The 16,262-nt window shown below is 61.9% G+C and carries 17 protein-coding genes and 1 pseudogene; 2 read left to right on the forward strand and 16 right to left on the reverse strand.

Annotated elements, in window-relative coordinates:
- Window positions 1-47: 47 nt before the first annotated feature.
- From ccoS to P9228_RS06435, 9 genes are all read right to left on the reverse strand, one after another.
- Window positions 48-218 (reverse strand): cbb3-type cytochrome oxidase assembly protein CcoS, encoded by a 171-nt coding sequence (gene ccoS, locus P9228_RS06395; protein ID WP_278052751.1) that lies wholly within the window; start codon window positions 216-218, stop codon window positions 48-50.
- On the reverse strand, window positions 218-2,506 hold the full coding sequence (locus tag P9228_RS06400; RefSeq protein ID WP_278052752.1) for a cation-translocating P-type ATPase: 2,289 nt from the start codon (window positions 2,504-2,506) through the stop codon (window positions 218-220). The genes ccoS and P9228_RS06400 overlap by 1 nt, the downstream gene beginning before the upstream one ends.
- Window positions 2,503-3,018 carry a FixH family protein gene (locus P9228_RS06405; RefSeq protein ID WP_278052753.1) on the reverse strand — a complete coding sequence of 172 codons (516 nt, stop codon included), beginning with the start codon at window positions 3,016-3,018 and terminating at the stop codon, window positions 2,503-2,505. Before P9228_RS06405 ends, P9228_RS06400 begins: the two co-directional genes overlap by 4 nt.
- A complete protein-coding gene (gene ccoG, locus P9228_RS06410; RefSeq protein ID WP_278052754.1) occupies window positions 3,015-4,574 on the reverse strand; it encodes a cytochrome c oxidase accessory protein CcoG in 1,560 nt (519 codons plus the stop codon). The genes P9228_RS06405 and ccoG overlap by 4 nt, the downstream gene beginning before the upstream one ends.
- A 172-nt stretch (window positions 4,575-4,746) precedes the next feature.
- Window positions 4,747-5,610 carry a cytochrome-c oxidase, cbb3-type subunit III gene (gene ccoP / locus P9228_RS06415; RefSeq protein ID WP_127239745.1) on the reverse strand — a complete coding sequence of 288 codons (864 nt, stop codon included), beginning with the start codon at window positions 5,608-5,610 and terminating at the stop codon, window positions 4,747-4,749.
- 2 nt (window positions 5,611-5,612) lie between these two features.
- Complete coding sequence (locus P9228_RS06420; RefSeq protein ID WP_278052755.1) at window positions 5,613-5,762, reverse strand: cbb3-type cytochrome c oxidase subunit 3; 150 nt, start codon at window positions 5,760-5,762, stop codon at window positions 5,613-5,615.
- 12 nt (window positions 5,763-5,774) lie between these two features.
- Entirely contained in the window at window positions 5,775-6,506 is a 732-nt protein-coding gene (ccoO, locus tag P9228_RS06425) for a cytochrome-c oxidase, cbb3-type subunit II (RefSeq protein WP_127239747.1), read from the reverse strand.
- A gap of 10 nt (window positions 6,507-6,516) precedes the next feature.
- Window positions 6,517-8,127, reverse strand: coding sequence for a cytochrome-c oxidase, cbb3-type subunit I (gene ccoN / locus P9228_RS06430; protein WP_278052756.1), 1,611 nt, complete (start codon window positions 8,125-8,127; stop codon window positions 6,517-6,519).
- 77 nt (window positions 8,128-8,204) lie between these two features.
- Complete coding sequence (locus P9228_RS06435) at window positions 8,205-8,438, reverse strand: hypothetical protein (RefSeq protein WP_278052757.1); 234 nt, start codon at window positions 8,436-8,438, stop codon at window positions 8,205-8,207.
- Between P9228_RS06435 and P9228_RS30965 the strand changes: the two genes are divergently transcribed.
- On the forward strand, window positions 8,367-8,750 hold the full coding sequence (locus P9228_RS30965) for a hemerythrin domain-containing protein (RefSeq protein ID WP_347404263.1): 384 nt from the start codon (window positions 8,367-8,369) through the stop codon (window positions 8,748-8,750). The two genes, P9228_RS06435 and P9228_RS30965, sit on opposite strands and share 72 nt — an antisense overlap.
- Window positions 8,751-8,775: 25 nt before the next feature.
- On the opposite strand, the pseudogene P9228_RS06440 reads toward P9228_RS30965, so the two are convergent.
- A pseudogene (locus P9228_RS06440) lies at window positions 8,776-9,503 on the reverse strand (Crp/Fnr family transcriptional regulator).
- A 179-nt stretch (window positions 9,504-9,682) separates the two neighbouring features.
- Here P9228_RS06440 and hemN point away from each other — a divergent pair.
- A complete protein-coding gene (hemN, locus tag P9228_RS06445; RefSeq protein WP_278052894.1) occupies window positions 9,683-11,026 on the forward strand; it encodes an oxygen-independent coproporphyrinogen III oxidase in 1,344 nt (447 codons plus the stop codon).
- Window positions 11,027-11,047: 21 nt separating this feature from the next.
- On the opposite strand, the gene P9228_RS06450 is transcribed toward hemN, so the two are convergent.
- From P9228_RS06450 to P9228_RS06475, 6 genes are all read right to left on the reverse strand, one after another.
- Entirely contained in the window at window positions 11,048-11,479 is a 432-nt protein-coding gene (locus P9228_RS06450) for a potassium channel family protein (protein WP_127246594.1), read from the reverse strand.
- Window positions 11,480-11,576: 97 nt separating this feature from the next.
- Window positions 11,577-11,924 carry a group III truncated hemoglobin gene (locus P9228_RS06455; RefSeq protein WP_347404257.1) on the reverse strand — a complete coding sequence of 116 codons (348 nt, stop codon included), beginning with the start codon at window positions 11,922-11,924 and terminating at the stop codon, window positions 11,577-11,579.
- Window positions 11,925-12,043: 119 nt separating this feature from the next.
- A complete protein-coding gene (locus P9228_RS06460; protein ID WP_278052758.1) occupies window positions 12,044-12,910 on the reverse strand; it encodes an SUMF1/EgtB/PvdO family nonheme iron enzyme in 867 nt (288 codons plus the stop codon).
- Between the two features lie 65 nt (window positions 12,911-12,975).
- Window positions 12,976-14,085, reverse strand: coding sequence for a copper-containing nitrite reductase (gene nirK, locus P9228_RS06465; RefSeq protein ID WP_278052759.1), 1,110 nt, complete (start codon window positions 14,083-14,085; stop codon window positions 12,976-12,978).
- A gap of 268 nt (window positions 14,086-14,353) precedes the next feature.
- A complete protein-coding gene (locus P9228_RS06470) occupies window positions 14,354-14,800 on the reverse strand; it encodes a pseudoazurin (protein ID WP_127239753.1) in 447 nt (148 codons plus the stop codon).
- Between the two features lie 117 nt (window positions 14,801-14,917).
- Complete coding sequence (locus P9228_RS06475; RefSeq protein ID WP_278052760.1) at window positions 14,918-16,117, reverse strand: NnrS family protein; 1,200 nt, start codon at window positions 16,115-16,117, stop codon at window positions 14,918-14,920.
- Between the last annotated feature and the right edge of the window lie 145 nt (window positions 16,118-16,262).

Here is a 16,262-nt window from a genome sequence, read left to right on the forward strand (position 1 = left end):
TTCTCGCATGTTTAGAGGCTTCCAGGCGGGCTGCGCCTTGATCTACCTCATTTTCGGTGCGCGATTTCGTTCTCGATGTCATCCGGGTCGATCAGGATCCGCTCGGCAGCCCCATCAAGGTCCTCGTACTGTCCGCTGCGTAGCGCCCACAGGAAGCCCGACAGGCCGAGCGCGCCCAGGAAGAGGGCCACAGGAATGAGATAGGCGAGCGTAGTCATCAACGGGCCGCTTCCACGGTGTCGGTGCGGTGCTGACGACGCTCACGTTGCTGGGGAGCGGCCGTCGTCGCGGCTCCTCTCAGCCGCATCGCGTTCGCGATCACGATCAGCGAGGACGCTGACATTGCGATGGCTGCGATCAGCGGCGTCACATATCCCAGGATGGCGATCGGCACGGCAAAGGCATTGTAGACGATCGCGATTGCGATGTTTTCGCGGATGAGCCGGCCTGCCTTGCGCGACAGGTCCAAGGCAAGCGGCACCGCCAGTAGGCTTTCGCGCAGGAAGACGAAGTCGGCCGCCTTGCGGCCGACGTCGGCCGCGGTGGCAGGCGCCATGGACACATGCGCCGCCCCAAGCGCGGGCGTGTCGTTGAGTCCGTCACCGACCATCAAAACCTTGTGGCCGGCGCGGGCCAGCGTCTCGATCCAATGGACCTTGCCCGAAGGAAGCAGCGCCGGCACAAAGCTGTCGATGCCCAGTGAGCTGGCAACCTCGCCGCAGGCTCTCTCCGTATCGCCGGAGAGCATTTCGACCGACACGCCGGCGCGCTTCAAGCTCTCGATAGCCGCATTGGCATCGGACCGAGGCGCGTCCTCGAAGGCAAAGCACGCGACGATCGTGCCGTTTCTTGACAGGACAGTTCCGCCATAACCGCCGAGCTTGCCTTCACCTCCGGTCCGGGCCTTCCATCCGGCCCAGCCGCGCCGGCCAAGGCGCCAGATGTCGCCGCCGGCTTCGGCCTCGATGCCGAAGCCGGGTTCTTCCCGCACCGAGACAAGCTCGGGTTGGCCGCAAAAGCCGGCGTGGATCGCCAGGGCCTTTGAGAACGGATGACGCGACTGCGCGGCCATGCCGGCCGCCATCGCCAGCATGGTCGGATCGATCGATGATCCATTGGTGAGGCGCGGCTGACCCAGGGTGAGTGTTCCGGTCTTGTCAAAGACAGCCGCATCGACTGCGGCCAGGCGCTCCATGGCGGAGCCGTCCTTGACCATGATCCCGGCCTCGAAAAGGCGCCGGGCCGCCACGACCTGCACGATCGGCACCGCGAGACCGAGGGCGCAGGGGCAGGTGATGATGAGCACGGCGATGGCGATGGTCATGGCTCGGTGCCAATCACCGGATGCCACCATCCAGCCAAGGAAGGTCGCGAAAGCCGCGATATGGACCATCGGCGCGTAAAGCGCCGATACCCGGTCGGCAATCCTTCGGTATTGCGAGCGCCCGCCTTCCGCGGCTTCCATCAACCGGACCATTTCCGCCAGGAAGGAATTCTTCGCGGCGGCGGTCGCCTGCATCGTCAGCGGGCCGGTGAGGTTGAGTGTTCCGGCCTGGACACGGGTTCCGGCGCTGACGGATTTCGGCCTGCTTTCACCCGACACGAGCGAGCAGTCGAGGTCGGAATTGCCGCTGACTATGGCGCCGTCCACCGGTATCCGCTCTCCAGCCGCGATAAGCAGGCGCATTCCCGGCTGCAGCTCGGCGACCGGCACGTAGTCGCGCGCGCCGTCGTCGCGCAGGACCACCGATCCCCGTGCCGCAAGGCGCGACAGGCCGCAGACGGCCGTCCGCGCCCGTTCCCGCATGACGTGATCCAGCGTGCGGCCGATCAGCAGGAAGAAGAGCAGCGATGTCGAGGCATCGAAATAGGCGTGCTCACCGTGGGTTACGGTTTCGTAGAGGCTCATCGCATAGGCAAGCGACACGCCCACCGCTATCGGCACGTCCATGTTCATGCGGCCGTGACGCAAGGCGTTCGCCGCAGAGCGGAAGTAGATAGCGCCGGCGAAGACCAGGGCAGGGATGGCGATCAGGGCCGACAGCCAGTGGAACAGGTCCCGCGTCGGGCCCTCGGCGCCGGACCAGACCGAGACGGACAAAAGCATGATGTTGCCCGCGGCGAAGCCGGCGACCGCGACTGCTCGGATCAGTTCCGAGAGGGCCTTGTCCTTCTCGTGCGTCTCGGGGTCGAAAAGATGTGCCTGATAGCCGAGCCGGCCAAGCACGGCAAAGAAAGGTGGGACCCTGCCGCCATGCCAGCGAACCGTTACGCGTTTCGTCGACAGGTTGACGCGCGCGGAGTCGACGTTCTCGATCTTTGCAAGGGCGGCTTCAATCGTCTGGATGCAGGCCCCGCAATGGACCGCCGGCACCGATAGCTCGGTCTGGTGAATGTCGCCGCCGAGGTTGCGGCTGGCAAGCCTGATCTCGTCACTCGAGGGCGAAGCAGACGCCGCAAAGGCGATATCCAACGCCATTTCGGCACCCGGTGCGCAGCAGCTCATTGCAGGGCTCCCTTCGAGATCATGAGGCGACGAACATCGCGAAACGGCAATGTCAGCCCGGCGTCGGCATCGATCTCGACGATCCAGACGCCGTCCCTCGGTGTGTGCCGGGCGGCAAATTCCCCGGTCTTGGAAGCAGCGCCACCAGGGGCCGCGGCGAGCGTCAAAGCCTCGTCCTCGGTCTCGTAGGCCGGATGCCGGAACAAGACCCTGACGCCGTGAAGCGGCACCGGATTTCCCTGTGCATCGGCAAGGCTGTAGCGGACCTCGCCGGAGGCGATGGTCAACTTGCCTTTCCAGCCGAGCGCGGCTTGCGCGCGTCCTTCCCTGGCCCGCTCGTTGAACTGCTGGCTGGCAACATAGGTGTTCTCGACGACCAGACCGGTCCAACTCCGGCGGGCGAGAGTTGCCATGGTGAGGTTTACGCCGATGACGACCGAAAAAAAAGCGAGAATGGAGACCAGCATGTGCCTGCCGGTGAACTCGCGTGGCTTTCGTGTATCGGTGCTCATTTGCGGTTCTCGGATGCGTTGAAACTGGCGGTGTATGCGGCGGATTCGGAACTCGACTTGTCCTCGATCCGGAATTCGAAGCTTTGCACCGGTGATTTGACCAGGGTCGCCGGCTGACGGACGAAGACCTTGAGGATCTTGAGCCGGTCGGGCTCGACCGGGATGGCAAACGAGCGGCCCGGCGGCCGGTCGATGCCGACGATGCTCATCTCGCCGCCTTCCAGCCCATGCAGTGCGACCTCGATCGTTCTCGGCTCGGGGATCATGTTGAGCAGCTTGACGGTGTAGCCGTTGCGGATCGAGCCGTCCGAAAGCGTCACGAACTGAGGATTTCGGTCATGAAGGACATTCAGCTCCAGCCGCCCGCGGGTCAGCAGCGAATAGACGAGGACAAGCCCGATCGCCGACCAGGCGCCCAGATAGATGTAGGTGCGCAGGCGGAAGATCTTGCTCAGGTGGAAATGCGCCAATCCGTCGGCGAAGCTGCCGCTCGGCGTTCTCACCAGCGCCGGATTGACCGGACTGGTGCCGCCGGCGGTCGCCACCGCCATGTTGGCATTGTAGTCCGCCAGCGTCGCGTAGGAGATCAAGCCGCGTTCGCGGCCGAGCTTGTCCATGACACCGTCGCAAGCGTCGAGGCAGAGCGCGCAGGTGATGCATTCCAGTTGCTGGCCGTCGCGGATATCGATGCCCATCGGGCAGACGGCGACGCAGGAGTTGCAGTCGACGCAATCACCGACCAGCTGTCCGGCGGCCAGTGCCTTCTTGGCGTGACGCGAGCGCGGTTCGCCGCGCCAGTCGTTATAGGTCACGGTCAACGAGTTCTCGTCGAGCATGGCGGCCTGTATGCGCGGCCACGGGCACATGTAGGTGCAAACCTGCTCGCGCATCAGCCCGCCGAACACATAGGTGGTGCCTGTCAGAACGGCGATCGTGACATAGGCGACGGGCGCCGCCGTGCCGGTCACGACTTCGATGAGCAATGTCGGCGCATCGGCGAAGTAGAAGATCCAAGCGCCGCCGGTGGCCATGCCTATGGCCAGCCAGATGACGTGCTTGATGGAACGCAGGAACAGCTTGCGCGCCGTCCAGGGAGCGGCGTCCATTTTCATGCGGGCATTGCGGTCGCCTTCGATCGCGCGCTCGACGACGAGGAACAGGTCAACCCAGACGGTCTGCGGGCAGGCGTAGCCGCACCAGGCTCGCCCGACCGTGGACGTGACCAGGAACAGGCCGACGCCCGCCATCATGAGGAGGCCGGCGACGTAGTAGAATTCCTGCGGCCAGATCTCGATGAAGAAGAAGTAGAAGCGGCGGTTCGCCAGATCGACAAGCACAGCCTGATCAGGAGCGAAGGAGCCGCGATCCCAGCGCAGCCACGGCGTCAGGTAATAGATGCCGAGCGTGATCGCCATCACCAGCCACTTGAACTGGCGGAAACGGCCCGAGGCGCGCTTCGGAAAGATCTTCTTGCGCGCGGCGTAGAGAGGCTGGCGGGTCTTCGCGGAATTCACCGCTTCGGCCTCGAGCCGTTCTACCTGCGTCTGGTCGAGCACATGCATCTCCAACGGCGGCAAAGTACGGAGCCGCTCTCATCGGGCAGTCTTGCCGGAGGTCTCATCGCAGCGCGTTGACCCAGGTCAAAAACCGCCGATGGAACAGGTCGAGGCCCGGCTCGGCCGGGCCTCGTCGCTTGCACGGCCGAGGGCCGAGAATAGGCCCCGCTTCCTATTCTCCGCCGCCAAGTGAATGAACATAGACCGCCAGTTCCTTGACCGTCGTCTCGCCGAGGCGCCCGCCCCAGGCAGGCATCACCCCGTTATGGGGCGTGCGGACCTGCGCCGCGATCGCCGCCTCGCTGGACCCATAAAGCCAGATGGCGTCGGTAAGGTCGGGCGCTCCAAGCTCCCGGTTGCCCTTTGCATTCTCGCCATGGCACGCGGCGCAATTGTCGGCGAAGACCTTGGCGCCGGGGCCGACCAGGTTCTTGTCCTGGACAGGGCCCGAGAGGCTGGCGACATAAGCGCTGACCTCAGCGATCTGGTCAGGCTTCAGCACATCGGCGAAGGCGGTCATCTCCGACTGGCGAGTATCGGCATCGGTGGCGAAGCGAATGCCGTGCGTGATCGTCTGCTGGATCTGGTCGGTCTTTCCACCCCATAGCCAATCGTCGTCGTTGAGGTTCGGAAACCCTGTCGACCCTTGCGCGCCGGAGCCGTGGCATTGCACGCAGTTGACCCTGAACGCAGCGCCGCCCGCGGCGACGGCGAACTCGCGCAACGCGTTATCGGCGGCGATCTCGGAGACGCTCTTGGCCTGGATCGCCGCGACATACTGAGCCTTGGCCGTCTCGGCGGCGGCCATCTCGTTCTTGACGTCGTTGCGGCTGGAGAAGCCCAGAACGCCTTGGGTGGCAGAGCTGATCATCGGCCACGCCGGATAGGCGATCGTGTAGGCGAGAGCCCACGCGATGGTAATGTAGAAGGTGATCACCCACCAGCGCGGCAGCGGATTGTTGAGTTCCCTGATCCCGTCCCATTCGTGACCGGTCGTCGCGATGCCTGAGATTTCGTCGATATGCTCGCTGCTCATGATCAGCCGTCCTTGAGTGGAATCTGTGCGGCCTGGTCGGCGCGCGCCTTGCCGCCGGGGCGGAGCGCGAAGGCAACGCAGCCGACGAAGAACAGCGCCATGGCGAGCAGGCCCCAGCTGTCGGCAAACTCCCGCATCAAATTGTAGTCCATCGGTCACTCTCCTCAGCGATAGCCGGCGGCTTCGTCATAGGTCTTGAAGTCGACCAGCGTGCCGAGCATTTGCAGATATGCGACGAGCGCATCCATCTCGGTAACCTGCTGCGGATTGCCGTCGAAGTCGCCGATCTTGGCCTTGGGATAGCGCGCTTCCAGGCCCGACGTATCGGCGCTGGGATCGGCCTGCGCCATCAGGTCCGCATTGGAGTTGGCAATCATGTCGTCGGTATAGGGAACGCCGACGCGCCGGTTCGCGACCAGATGCGTGGAGAAGTCCTTCACGTCGATCGGCGTGTCCTTCAGGAAGGCGTAGCCGGGCATGATCGATTCCGGCACCACCGAGCGGGGGTCGGCAAGGTGCTGGACGTGCCAGCTGTTGGAGTAGCGGTCGCCGACGCGGGCAAGGTCCGGTCCGGTGCGCTTGGAACCCCATTGGAACGGGTGGTCGTACATCGACTCGGCGGCTAGGCTGTAGTGGCCGTAGCGCTCGACCTCGTCCCTGAACGGCCGGATCATCTGGCTGTGGCAGAGGTAGCAGCCTTCGCGGACATAGATGTCGCGTCCCGCAAGCTCTAGCGGCGAGTAAGGCCGCATGCCTTCGACCTTCTCGATCGTGTTATCGAGGTAGAAGAGCGGCGCGATCTCGACGATGCCGCCAATGGTCACGACCAGCAGAGACCCGACAAGAAGAAGCGTGGCGTTCCTCTCGATGAGCGCGTGTTTGTCCATCAAGCCCATGTCTGGCTCCCTATTCGGCAGGCTGGAGGGCGGGCGTGGGGCCCGGCTGGGATTGCTCCTCGGGCTGGTAGCCGAGAATGGTCATGGTGATGTTCCATGCCATTATCAGCATGCCGGCGAGGTAGAGAGCGCCGCCCGCGGCGCGCATGACGTAGTAAGGGTGCATGGCAGCGACCGTCTCAGCGAAGGAATAGACGAGGAAACCCTGCTCGTCGTACTCGCGCCACATCAGGCCCTGCATGATGCCGGAGACCCACATGACCGCGGCGTAGACGACGATTCCGAGCGTCGCCAGCCAGAGGTGCCAGGTGACGAGCCGCTGCGAATAGAGCCGCTGACGGTTCCACAGCTTCGGCACCATGTAGTAGATGGCGCCGAACGAGATCAGCCCGACCCAGCCAAGCGCGCCCGAATGGACGTGGCCGATTGTCCAGTCCGTATAATGGGACAGCGAGTTGACGGCCTTGATCGACATCATTGGGCCTTCGAAGGTCGACATGCCATAGAAGGCGATGGCCGCGACCATCATGCGCACGATCGGATCGGTGCGGATCTTGTCCCAGGCGCCTGACAGGGTCATGAGGCCGTTGATCATGCCGCCCCAGGACGGCATCCACAGCATGATCGAGAACACCATGCCGAGCGTCTGAGCCCAGTCGGGCAGGGCGGTGTAGTGAAGGTGATGGGGGCCCGCCCAGATGTAGAGGAAGATCAGGGCCCAGAAGTGGATGATCGAGAGGCGATAGGAGTAGACCGGCCGGTTCACCTGCTTCGGCACGAAATAGTACATCATGCCGAGGAAGCCGGCGGTGAGGAAGAAGCCGACGGCGTTGTGGCCGTACCACCATTGCGTGAGCGCGTCCTGGACGCCGGAGAAAGCCGAATAGCTCTTCGATCCAAGGAAGGAGGCCGGCATCGAAAGATTGTTGACGACGTGCAGCATCGCGATGGTGATGATGAAGGACAGGTAGAACCAGTTCGCGACGTAGATGTGCGGTTCCTTGCGCTTCAGGACGGTGCCGAGGAAGAGCAACAGATAGGCGACCCAGACGATCGTCAGCCAGATGTCGACATACCATTCGGGTTCGGCGTATTCGCGGCTCTCGGTGATGCCGAGCAGATAGCCGGTCGCGGCCATGACGATGAAGAGCTGGTAACCCCAGAAGACGAACCAGGCGAGATTGCCGCCGAACAGGCGGGCGCGGCAGGTCCGTTGCACCACGTAGAGGGAGGTGCACAGAAGCGCGTTGCCGCCGAAGGCAAAGACGACACCAGAGGTGTGCAGCGGGCGCAGACGGCCGAAATTGAACCATGGCGCGACATTCAGGTCGGGATAAGCGAGCTGCAGCGCGATAATCACGCCGACCAGCATCCCGACACCACCCCAGAATATGGTTGCGATGGCGCCGTAGCGGATCGGCCCGTCCATGTACGCGCCGGGGTCAACGGGGATCGCCGGCTTGAAGTCCGTCGTGCGCAACAGGATCGCGGTGAAGCCAGCCAAGACGAAGAACAAGACCCACATATGCTGGCGAAAGGGTTCGTCCACGCCGAAGCCGGCGGCCACAAGCGCCGCAAAAGCAAAGAGGCTTAGAAGAACGATCTCCGTGCCAAATCTCATCGCAAGTCCCCGATCTCGAATTCCGGCGGATGCCGACGGCCGCATGAATTCCTCAATCGGGGACTGTCGGCCTTGATCTAGGTCAAAGCCTGTCGTTTCGGTTTGGGCAGCCTCGATGCCAGTTCGGTCAGCAGGCGGTCGTTGGGAAGGAAAGGCACGCCGGCACGGCGCCTTGGCAAGACTGCGGCCATCTGTCCCAAGCCGCTGGGTTCGGCGATGAAGCAGTGCCGGGCGCCATGATGAGACGGGCACATCGGGAAAAGCTGCGGCTCTGCGATACGCTCGAGCAATTGGCCGACGCCCTGCCGCATGTCGATCGCCTGCAATGCCTTGGCGTGGCCAACAGCATCGTTCCGCTGCTACGCGCCATTCACCGCTATGAGGAAACGGTCGTCTTCCGGCCTATGAGGCGGCTCTCACCCTGGCTGAGTCCAATCTTGCCTCCATCAGACGGTCGGGCGGAGCACCTCGAGGACGAATGCTACGCGGAGGAGTTGACCGAGGATCGAGAATGCGAAAGCGGTCGGCTTCATGCTGCGCGGCTTCTTCGAAAGCATGCGGCGCCATATAGCGTTCGAGCGCGAGCACATTCTTCCGAGGATCGGACTAAGCGACTCTTGTAGCGCTCCGCCAACCGCGCTGGCGCGATCAGTCACCGCAACGTTGTTGCAGGCGGCTGAGGCTGTCCACCGTGACATGGCGGTTGCTCTCGATCCGGATCACATCGTCGGTGCGCAGTCGCGTCAGCTGGCGGCTGACCGTCTCGATGGTGAGTCCGAGAAAATCAGCGATGTCGGCACGCGTCAGCGGCAAGTCGAAGCTGGCCGACCTGGCTGCCGGATCGGACGCCGGCTCTATATTACTGGCAATCATAAGAAGGAAGCTGGCGACCCTTTCGCACGCTGTCTTGCGCCCAGCGCTACCATCCAGTCTCGCGCTTCATCGAGGTCGTTCAGAGCCTGCTTGAGCAGGCGGTGTTCGAATCCCGGAGAAACCCTCATCATCCGTTCGATCACCGTCCTTGGAAACGAGCATAGTGATACTTCCGTAGCCGCTTCGGCATTGATTGCACTTTCGGACTTGAACGGTCGCCCCAGGAAATCCGGAGCGAACTGCAGGCCGACGATCTGCTGGCGCCCGTCCGAAAGGCTCTTTGTCAGTTTGACAACCCCGGAGAGGACGTTCGAATAGCGTTCTACGACTTCGGCATCGCCCATCAGCTCAGCACCCGGTGACACGCCGTGCCTTGACGCTGTCTTGGATAGCTCAACCAGCTGATCGGGTTCGAGCGCACCACATAAACCACGGTGCCGCGCTTCACAGGACTGGCAAAGCACAGGGATACCGGCACTATGGATGTCCTGTCGAACGTTCATCGCATCTGAAGCCAAAACAAAGTGGGGCCGAGCCCAACAAGGTTGGCAGGGTATCACCTTTGCATTGTGGGATTGTTGCGTCCTTTTGTCCTTTGGTCCGCATTGATTGGAATCAAGGCTTCAACAGACGAGCGCGGCTAGGTTGCGGCATGCAACAGAAAACGGCGAACGATATCCGCATGGCCTTGGCCAACAGCTCGGCCGAGAACGTGCCGCGGTATACGAGCTATCCAACGGCGCCACACTTTCACCCTGGCGTCGACCCAGTCGTCGTTCGGGGCTGGCTGGATGGGCTGGAAGGCGATGACGAGATATCGCTGTATCTGCACATCCCCTACTGCGACAGGCTGTGCTGGTTCTGCGCCTGCCATACCAAGCAGACACGGCACTATGCGCCGGTGGCCACCTTCCTGCGCTCGCTGCACAGGGAAATCGAAACCGTCGGTGGCCTTGTCAGTGGCCGGGGCAGGGTGCGTGCCGTTCATTTCGGCGGTGGCTCCCCGACGATGCTGAAACCGGACGACATCCTGATGCTCGGAACAGCGTTGCGGGATCGGTTCGACTTTCTCGATGACGCCAGTCTCAGCGTCGAGATCGACCCGAACGACATGGACGAGGGGCGGCTCGATGCTTTCGCCGCGATCGGCATGACGCGGGCGAGCCTTGGCGTCCAGGACTTTGATCCCAAAGTGCAGAAGGCGATCAATCGCGAGCAGAGTTTCGCGCTAACCAAAAGCATTGTTGATGCTGTGCGCGCGCGGGGCGTGAGATCCGTCAACTTGGACCTGCTCTACGGTTTGCCGCATCAGACCTGCGAGAGCGTCGCCGCGACAGTCACCCAGGCGCTGACGCTGGCGCCGGACCGGCTTGCCCTATTCGGCTACGCGCATGTGCCATGGTTCAAGAAGCACCAGACGATGATCGATGAGGCCTGGCTGCCCGATTCAGCCGCACGTCTGGCGCAGTCGCAGCTTGCCGCGCGAATGATTGTCGATGCCGGCTACGAGGCGCTGGGACTGGATCATTTCGCAAAGCCGCAGGATGCGCTGGCAGTTGCCGCGCGCGGCGGCAGGATCCGCCGCAATTTCCAGGGCTACACCGAGGACCTATGTGAAACCCTGATCGGTCTTGGGCCCTCCGCGATCAGCCGGTTCCGCCAGGGTTATGCCCAGAACATTGTTGCAACTGGTGAATACGAAAAGGCTGTCGATGCCGGACAACTGGCGACGGTGCGCGGCATTGAGCTTAGTGTGGATGATCAGGCGAGGGCCTGGCTCATCGAGCGCCTGATGTGCAACTTCACTTTCTCAGCGATAGAACTTGTCGAACGCTTCGGGAATATCGGCCAAAGGCTGCTCTGCGAGGCGAGCCGATTGGCCATCAGCGGAGCAGGCCAGCTTCTTCGGCTCGATGGTGAATACTTCATCGTGCCCGAAGAAAGCCGTCCGCTGGTCAGGACGGTGGCGGCGAAATTCGACAAGTATTTCAGAAACGGAACCGGCAGGCACTCGTTGGCGGTCTGAGCGCAAAGCTGGGCCTAGCACTCAAAAGTGCTCGCCCGCCTTGAACGGACCGATACGGGTTCCGGCCGCAATCAGATAGGCTGTTGACCAGCCGATCAGCAGAAACCCGTTCACGCCTTCCAGAGCAGCCAGGACACGCCAACCGCGGGCGGGTATGACGTCGCCATAGCCGACCGTGGAAAAGGTGATGGTGGAGAAGTAGAGCGCAGTCTCGAAGTCCGGGAGGACGCCGAGTAGTCTGTACATTCCGGCCCAGAGCCAAACTTCCGCTGTCATGACAGCGAAAAGCCCCATCACGACGCTGATCATTGCGAGGATGCGGCTGCGGCGGCCGTGCATGCGAAAATGCGCCACGAGGTGCGCCATCACGTGAGTGATCGCGATCAGGCCGAAGGTGTGAATCAGGACCGTCAGACTGATGACGCTCGTGCCGACGCAGAGATTGAGGATCATTCGACGAATCTATGACCCCCGACGGGCCTAGTCTTTGCGTAAAATCAAGTCGGGATCAGCCTGCCAAGGGTTCCAGGACAATCAACCGACTATTGGCCTACCTGCACGCTGCCGCCCGATCCAGGCGAAAGAACATGGCGAGCTTCAGGCTCGCTGCTATTCGCTCCGCCCGCTCGATGAACACCGCCGCGGTTTCGGGCTCGAACTGGTCCGATGCCGTCGCCCGGAAGAGAGCCAACCAGGTGTCGAAGTCGGCTTCGGTGACATCCTCCAGTTTCAGGTGAGCCGGCACCGGACGTCCATGATAGTCGCCGCTCTTCAACATGACGGAGCACCAGAAATTGGTCATCTTCTCGAGGTGAGGTCCCCAGTCGCCAGTGATCTCCCGGGTGAAGATGGGTCCGAGCTGCTCGTCCTCTCTCACTCTGGCATAGAATTTGCGCACCAGTGCTCCTATCGAAGCACGATCCACACCGGGGCGCATCAGAGGCTGTTCGGTGACAGGGCGAATCCTGTCAGTCAAAATTGACTTCGATGTCATTCATATTCCTCGTCAGCAGGCAGTCAGGTCAGGCCAAGGCGACGAACCACGGCCCTTAGGAAGCCATCGCGGTCGCGGACAAGCCGGAAGCCCAGATTGTCTGGTGGTGTGCCGACCGCGCAGCCGCCGCTTTTGCCATCGCGGATGAAGTTCGACATGTAGGTGCGGTGGAAACCTTCCACAACATGCACACCGCAATTGGTGACCACACTGGCTACGACCTCGCCGGACACACGCGCGTGTGTGTAGCAGGTCGATGTCCACTCCCAGACATTGCCGGCAATATCGGCAACGCCCTTTGAATTGAGGCCAAAGGATCCGCTTTGCCGCGGTTCGGGATCCGGTTTGCGATCGAGCGCGGCCTCATTGCGATAGCGGGTGAGCCATCGCCTTGCCGGATTGGCCGGGTCGCCTTCACCGCCTTCTATATCTGCCCGAAATCGCTCCGCCGCCGCGTAGGCCCATTCCACGTCAGTCGGCAGCCGCCACGCTTCGCCCGTCTTTGCCGACAACCAGTTCGCATAGGCCTGCGCATCGAGAAAGCTGATCCCAGTTGCTGGAACGTTGCCGGCAAGATTTGACTCAGCAGGCCTGCAGGCGCCGTCCGAAACGCAACGGTCGTAGTCGGTTGCGCTCACCTGGAACTTCATGATTTCCACCGGCGCCTCGATAGTTTCGGTCAAGGCGGGCGCAGGGGCAGGATGGTTGTCCTTGAGGAATTCGCCTGGCTGCGGATGTTTGAATGAACCGGGTGCCAGAGCCACGAGCTCGCGTGGTGAAGTCGCAATCGCCGCGCGCGAGGACATACCATCGAGCGCTTGGCTGACGCCCAGGCCGATGAAGGCGGCAGCCCCGATAACACCGAATGTGAAGAGAGGATCGAAGGACATGCTGCACCCCCCGGGGAGCAGCGCAATCCGCCAGAAGCGGGCTGCGCTGCGATTCCGCTCTGCTCTTAGGAGGCAATTGCCCTGGGAGCCTCGACCTGTTTCATCAGATCGTCGTCCCAGCTTCCTTCAACCATGAAATGCGCGGTCGCGCCGAGCTCGACTGCCTCGATCAGGTTGTGATTGACGTAGGCGTAGACGCCCGGCTGCAGGAAGGTGTAGAGCGCGGCACCCGCCGACCCGCCGCGGATAAACCAGGTTTCCATGTCCCTGGCAGGCGGGTTGGCGAACTTGCCGCCTTCCCAGACAAAGTCGCCATGACCGCCGATCAGGTGCGGACGTGTGTCGCGGTTGGCTTGCGAGTGGACGATGAGAACAGTTTCGCCGACCTTCGCCTTCATGGCGTTTTCGCCTGTCAGCGATCCCGCCTTGCCGTTGAACACGACATGTGTCGGTATGAGGCCGCGCATGACCTTCATCGTCTCGTCGTAACCATCACCGGCCGAATCGTACTTCTTGAACTTTCCCTGCTCGTCGCGTGGGATGTAGAAATCGTTTTCACCGATATAGTAGATGCGATCATAGCGGACCGGCTTACCCTTATCGTCCATCAGTCCGCCGCGCGGCAGGACCATTACCGCTCCGCTCATTCCCGACACAACGTGCCAGGGTATCATCGCTCCGCCGGGCGCGCAGTGATAGACGAAGGTTCCCGTCCGCGTCGCCTTGAAACGTAAAGTGACCTGCTCGCCCGGGTTGATCAGCGTCAGTTCGCCGCCGCCGAGCGCGCCGGTTGCCGCATGGAAGTCGATGTTGTGGGCGAGACTGTTGGTATCGGGGTTGACCAGCGTGAGCTCGAGGTAATCGCCCTCGTGCACGACCATGAGAGGCCCCGGAATGGAGCCGTTATAGGTCATGGCGTTGAGCTGCGTGCCGTCGGCGTCGATGACCATCGGCTTCTCTTCGATGGTCATGGTGAACTCGACGACCTTTGGGCCGCCCTTGGCAGCCTGATCATGAGCGTGCACCAAGGGCGGCGCGACCAGCGTCACCTTTTCGCGAGGCAGTCCGGCCACATCCTGTGCCTTGGCCGCTGCCATGGCCGGCACTGCTCCGGCAGCTGCGACGGCGGTCGCAGCAAGAACAGAACCCAACAAAGCTTCGCGTCTCGTAAGCATCTCAGTCTCCCTTTCGTTTCGACCTTTCGATGCCAGCAAGATAGCAGTTGGGACGAGGACTTCTTTGCGCTGGCGCAAATCTGATGGTTTTGTGGAAACTGCTTTGAGAAACTTCCTAATGCGAGACTCTCACGGACAGCGGGATTGTTTCGGCAGACCGGCGTAAAGCGCGGCCGGCACAAAAAAGGCCGGACAGATCTCTCCTCGGGATCTGCCCGGCCTATGCCTCCGGCCCGCCATTGCCGAAGGCAATCTCTGAAGAATCAAGTCAGTTGGAAGCGACTTTGCTCGCTTCAGCGAACAGTTCAGCAAAAACTGTCTTGGCTTTGCCAACCTGCTTGATGGCCTCCGCCGCCGAAAGGTTCACCGGCTTGCCGACGACAACCAGCGCTACCATGCCCATACCGTAGTGGGGGGCACATTTCACGCCGTAGACGCCTTCCTGGGTGAGGGTCACGGTTACTTCGTCATTCGGCTTGCCTTTAAAGGGCTGGGCGCCGTCCGGAATCATGTCCTTAATGCTTTCGGCATTGTGGGATTTGTCGGTCGGAACGAATTTGATCGTGTCGCCGGGTGCGGCGCGGACAAAAGCAGGCTGGAAGACCATTGAGCCCTTCTCACCCTTATTCAGCATCTGGACGACATGTTCTTCGGCATTTGCGGTGCCAGCGATGGAGAGCAACGCGATCGCCGCAGCGATAAGGGGCAGTTTCATTGGAGAGTCCTTTCTTTCGTTCACCACGGCTTCAACCGCTGCATCCTTCTAGTTCGTCAGGTGTCCTGGTGATTTGCGCTGGCTCAAATTGCTCGACGAAAAATCGCCGCACGCCATTCAAGAAGCACTCTTCCAGCGCGCGTTGAGGCGAGGTCGCACGAGCATGCCTCCAAACTGGACGGTGTAGCCGACGAAAGCGGCCACCCAGAGCGCTGCTGAGATATGAAGGAATACTGCGTAGGAAGGCACAACACCTGCGATGATGCGCAGGATGGCAGCAAGAACGATGGCCATGAAAATCGCGCATGTCCCCCGGCTTGCCCGCAATTCGCGTCCAGTGTGGCCAAAGGTGGCGCGGGTCATGACTGCAAGCGTCATGCCGGCGACGGCTCCAACCGCCAACGCATGAATGCCGGCAATCTCAGGTATCGTCTCGGGAACGAAAACGGCCAGTCCGGCAAGCAATAGCCCGATCGGCACAAAGGCGAACGCGACGTGCAGGATCAGAAGCAGAGGGTCGGACAGCGTCCGGTAACCCGCCCAGCGGGCCATCCTAACGGCATTTGCCAGCGCTCCGGCAACCAGCAAAAAGCCGCTTGCAATGCTATTGGGAAAAAATGTCCAGGCGACCAGCCCGACAGCGGACAGCGCGATCGTTCCGACATCGAATCCGCCGAATGGTGTGGGAACCCGACCGGGGTTCTCGCGGACCAGCCAATTGCGGGTGAAACTGGGGATTATGCGCCCGCCGATGATCATGATGAGGAGCGCAACGGCTCCAAGACCCAGGCGGCGGCTGATGTCGGAGATGCCCTGATAGTGCGCTTCGGCATGAAACATGACGTTTGCGGCAAAAAGGATGGCGACCGGTAGGAGCACCTTGAGATTCCGCCAATTTCGCCCGGCAACGATTTCGGTCGCGGCCGCGGCTACCACCGCCAAAAGAAAGGAGCAGTCTATGACGGCGCCCGGCAGCCACCCGAGCTCCGCCGAAAAGGACACGGCGATCCTGCCCGCGATCCAGAGCAGCACGAGCACCAGCAGACGAAGATCCTGAACGGGAAGTCGTCCCGTCCAGTTCGGAATTGCAGTCAGCAGGAAGCCCGTCACGACGGCAGACAAGTAGCCGAAGAGCAATTCGTGAATGTGCCAATCAACAGGCGCAAACGCGCTGAAGGTTTCGAGCTGGCCGTAGTAGAGGGGCAACCAAAAAAGCATCGCGGTAGCGGCTTGCAGCGAGCCCAGCAGGAAGAAGGGCCGAAACCCGTAGGAGAAGATTGCCGGATATGTGCTTGGCCGCGTACGCTGAATTGCCATGATGTGCCTCTTTGAAAACCAGGCGGCGAGCCTGTCCGGCTTGTCTATCGAGGCCTGAAGGATGGAATTTGCGGCAGCGCAAACAAGTGAGCGAATTGCCGTCTCCGGCGACGGAAGGCTCCACTTGTCGATGGGCCGTCGTCCA

It is taken from the genome of Mesorhizobium sp. WSM4898 (assembly GCF_029625845.1).
Lineage (GTDB): Bacteria > Pseudomonadota > Alphaproteobacteria > Rhizobiales > Rhizobiaceae > Mesorhizobium.

Bases quoted from the DNA above. Each gene is read 5' to 3' on its own strand.
- ccoS (WP_278052751.1), bottom strand. From the start codon at position 218: ATGACTACGCTCGCCTATCTCATTCCTGTGGCCCTCTTCCTGGGCGCG.
- P9228_RS06400 (WP_278052752.1), bottom strand. From the start codon at position 2,506: ATGAGCTGCTGCGCACCGGGTGCCGAAATGGCGTTGGATATCGCCTTT.
- P9228_RS06405 (WP_278052753.1), bottom strand. From the start codon at position 3,018: ATGAGCACCGATACACGAAAGCCACGCGAGTTCACCGGCAGGCACATG.
- ccoP (WP_127239745.1), bottom strand. From the start codon at position 5,610: ATGAGCAGCGAGCATATCGACGAAATCTCAGGCATCGCGACGACCGGT.
- P9228_RS06420 (WP_278052755.1), bottom strand. From the start codon at position 5,762: ATGGACTACAATTTGATGCGGGAGTTTGCCGACAGCTGGGGCCTGCTC.
- ccoO (WP_127239747.1), bottom strand. From the start codon at position 6,506: ATGGGCTTGATGGACAAACACGCGCTCATCGAGAGGAACGCCACGCTT.
- ccoN (WP_278052756.1), bottom strand. From the start codon at position 8,127: ATGAGATTTGGCACGGAGATCGTTCTTCTAAGCCTCTTTGCTTTTGCG.
- P9228_RS30965 (WP_347404263.1), top strand. From the start codon at position 8,367: ATGAGACGGGCACATCGGGAAAAGCTGCGGCTCTGCGATACGCTCGAG.
- P9228_RS06435 (WP_278052757.1), bottom strand. From the start codon at position 8,438: ATGCGGCAGGGCGTCGGCCAATTGCTCGAGCGTATCGCAGAGCCGCAG.
- hemN (WP_278052894.1), top strand. From the start codon at position 9,683: ATGGCCTTGGCCAACAGCTCGGCCGAGAACGTGCCGCGGTATACGAGC.
- P9228_RS06450 (WP_127246594.1), bottom strand. From the start codon at position 11,479: ATGATCCTCAATCTCTGCGTCGGCACGAGCGTCATCAGTCTGACGGTC.
- P9228_RS06460 (WP_278052758.1), bottom strand. From the start codon at position 12,910: ATGTCCTTCGATCCTCTCTTCACATTCGGTGTTATCGGGGCTGCCGCC.
- nirK (WP_278052759.1), bottom strand. From the start codon at position 14,085: ATGCTTACGAGACGCGAAGCTTTGTTGGGTTCTGTTCTTGCTGCGACC.
- P9228_RS06470 (WP_127239753.1), bottom strand. From the start codon at position 14,800: ATGAAACTGCCCCTTATCGCTGCGGCGATCGCGTTGCTCTCCATCGCT.
- P9228_RS06475 (WP_278052760.1), bottom strand. From the start codon at position 16,117: ATGGCAATTCAGCGTACGCGGCCAAGCACATATCCGGCAATCTTCTCC.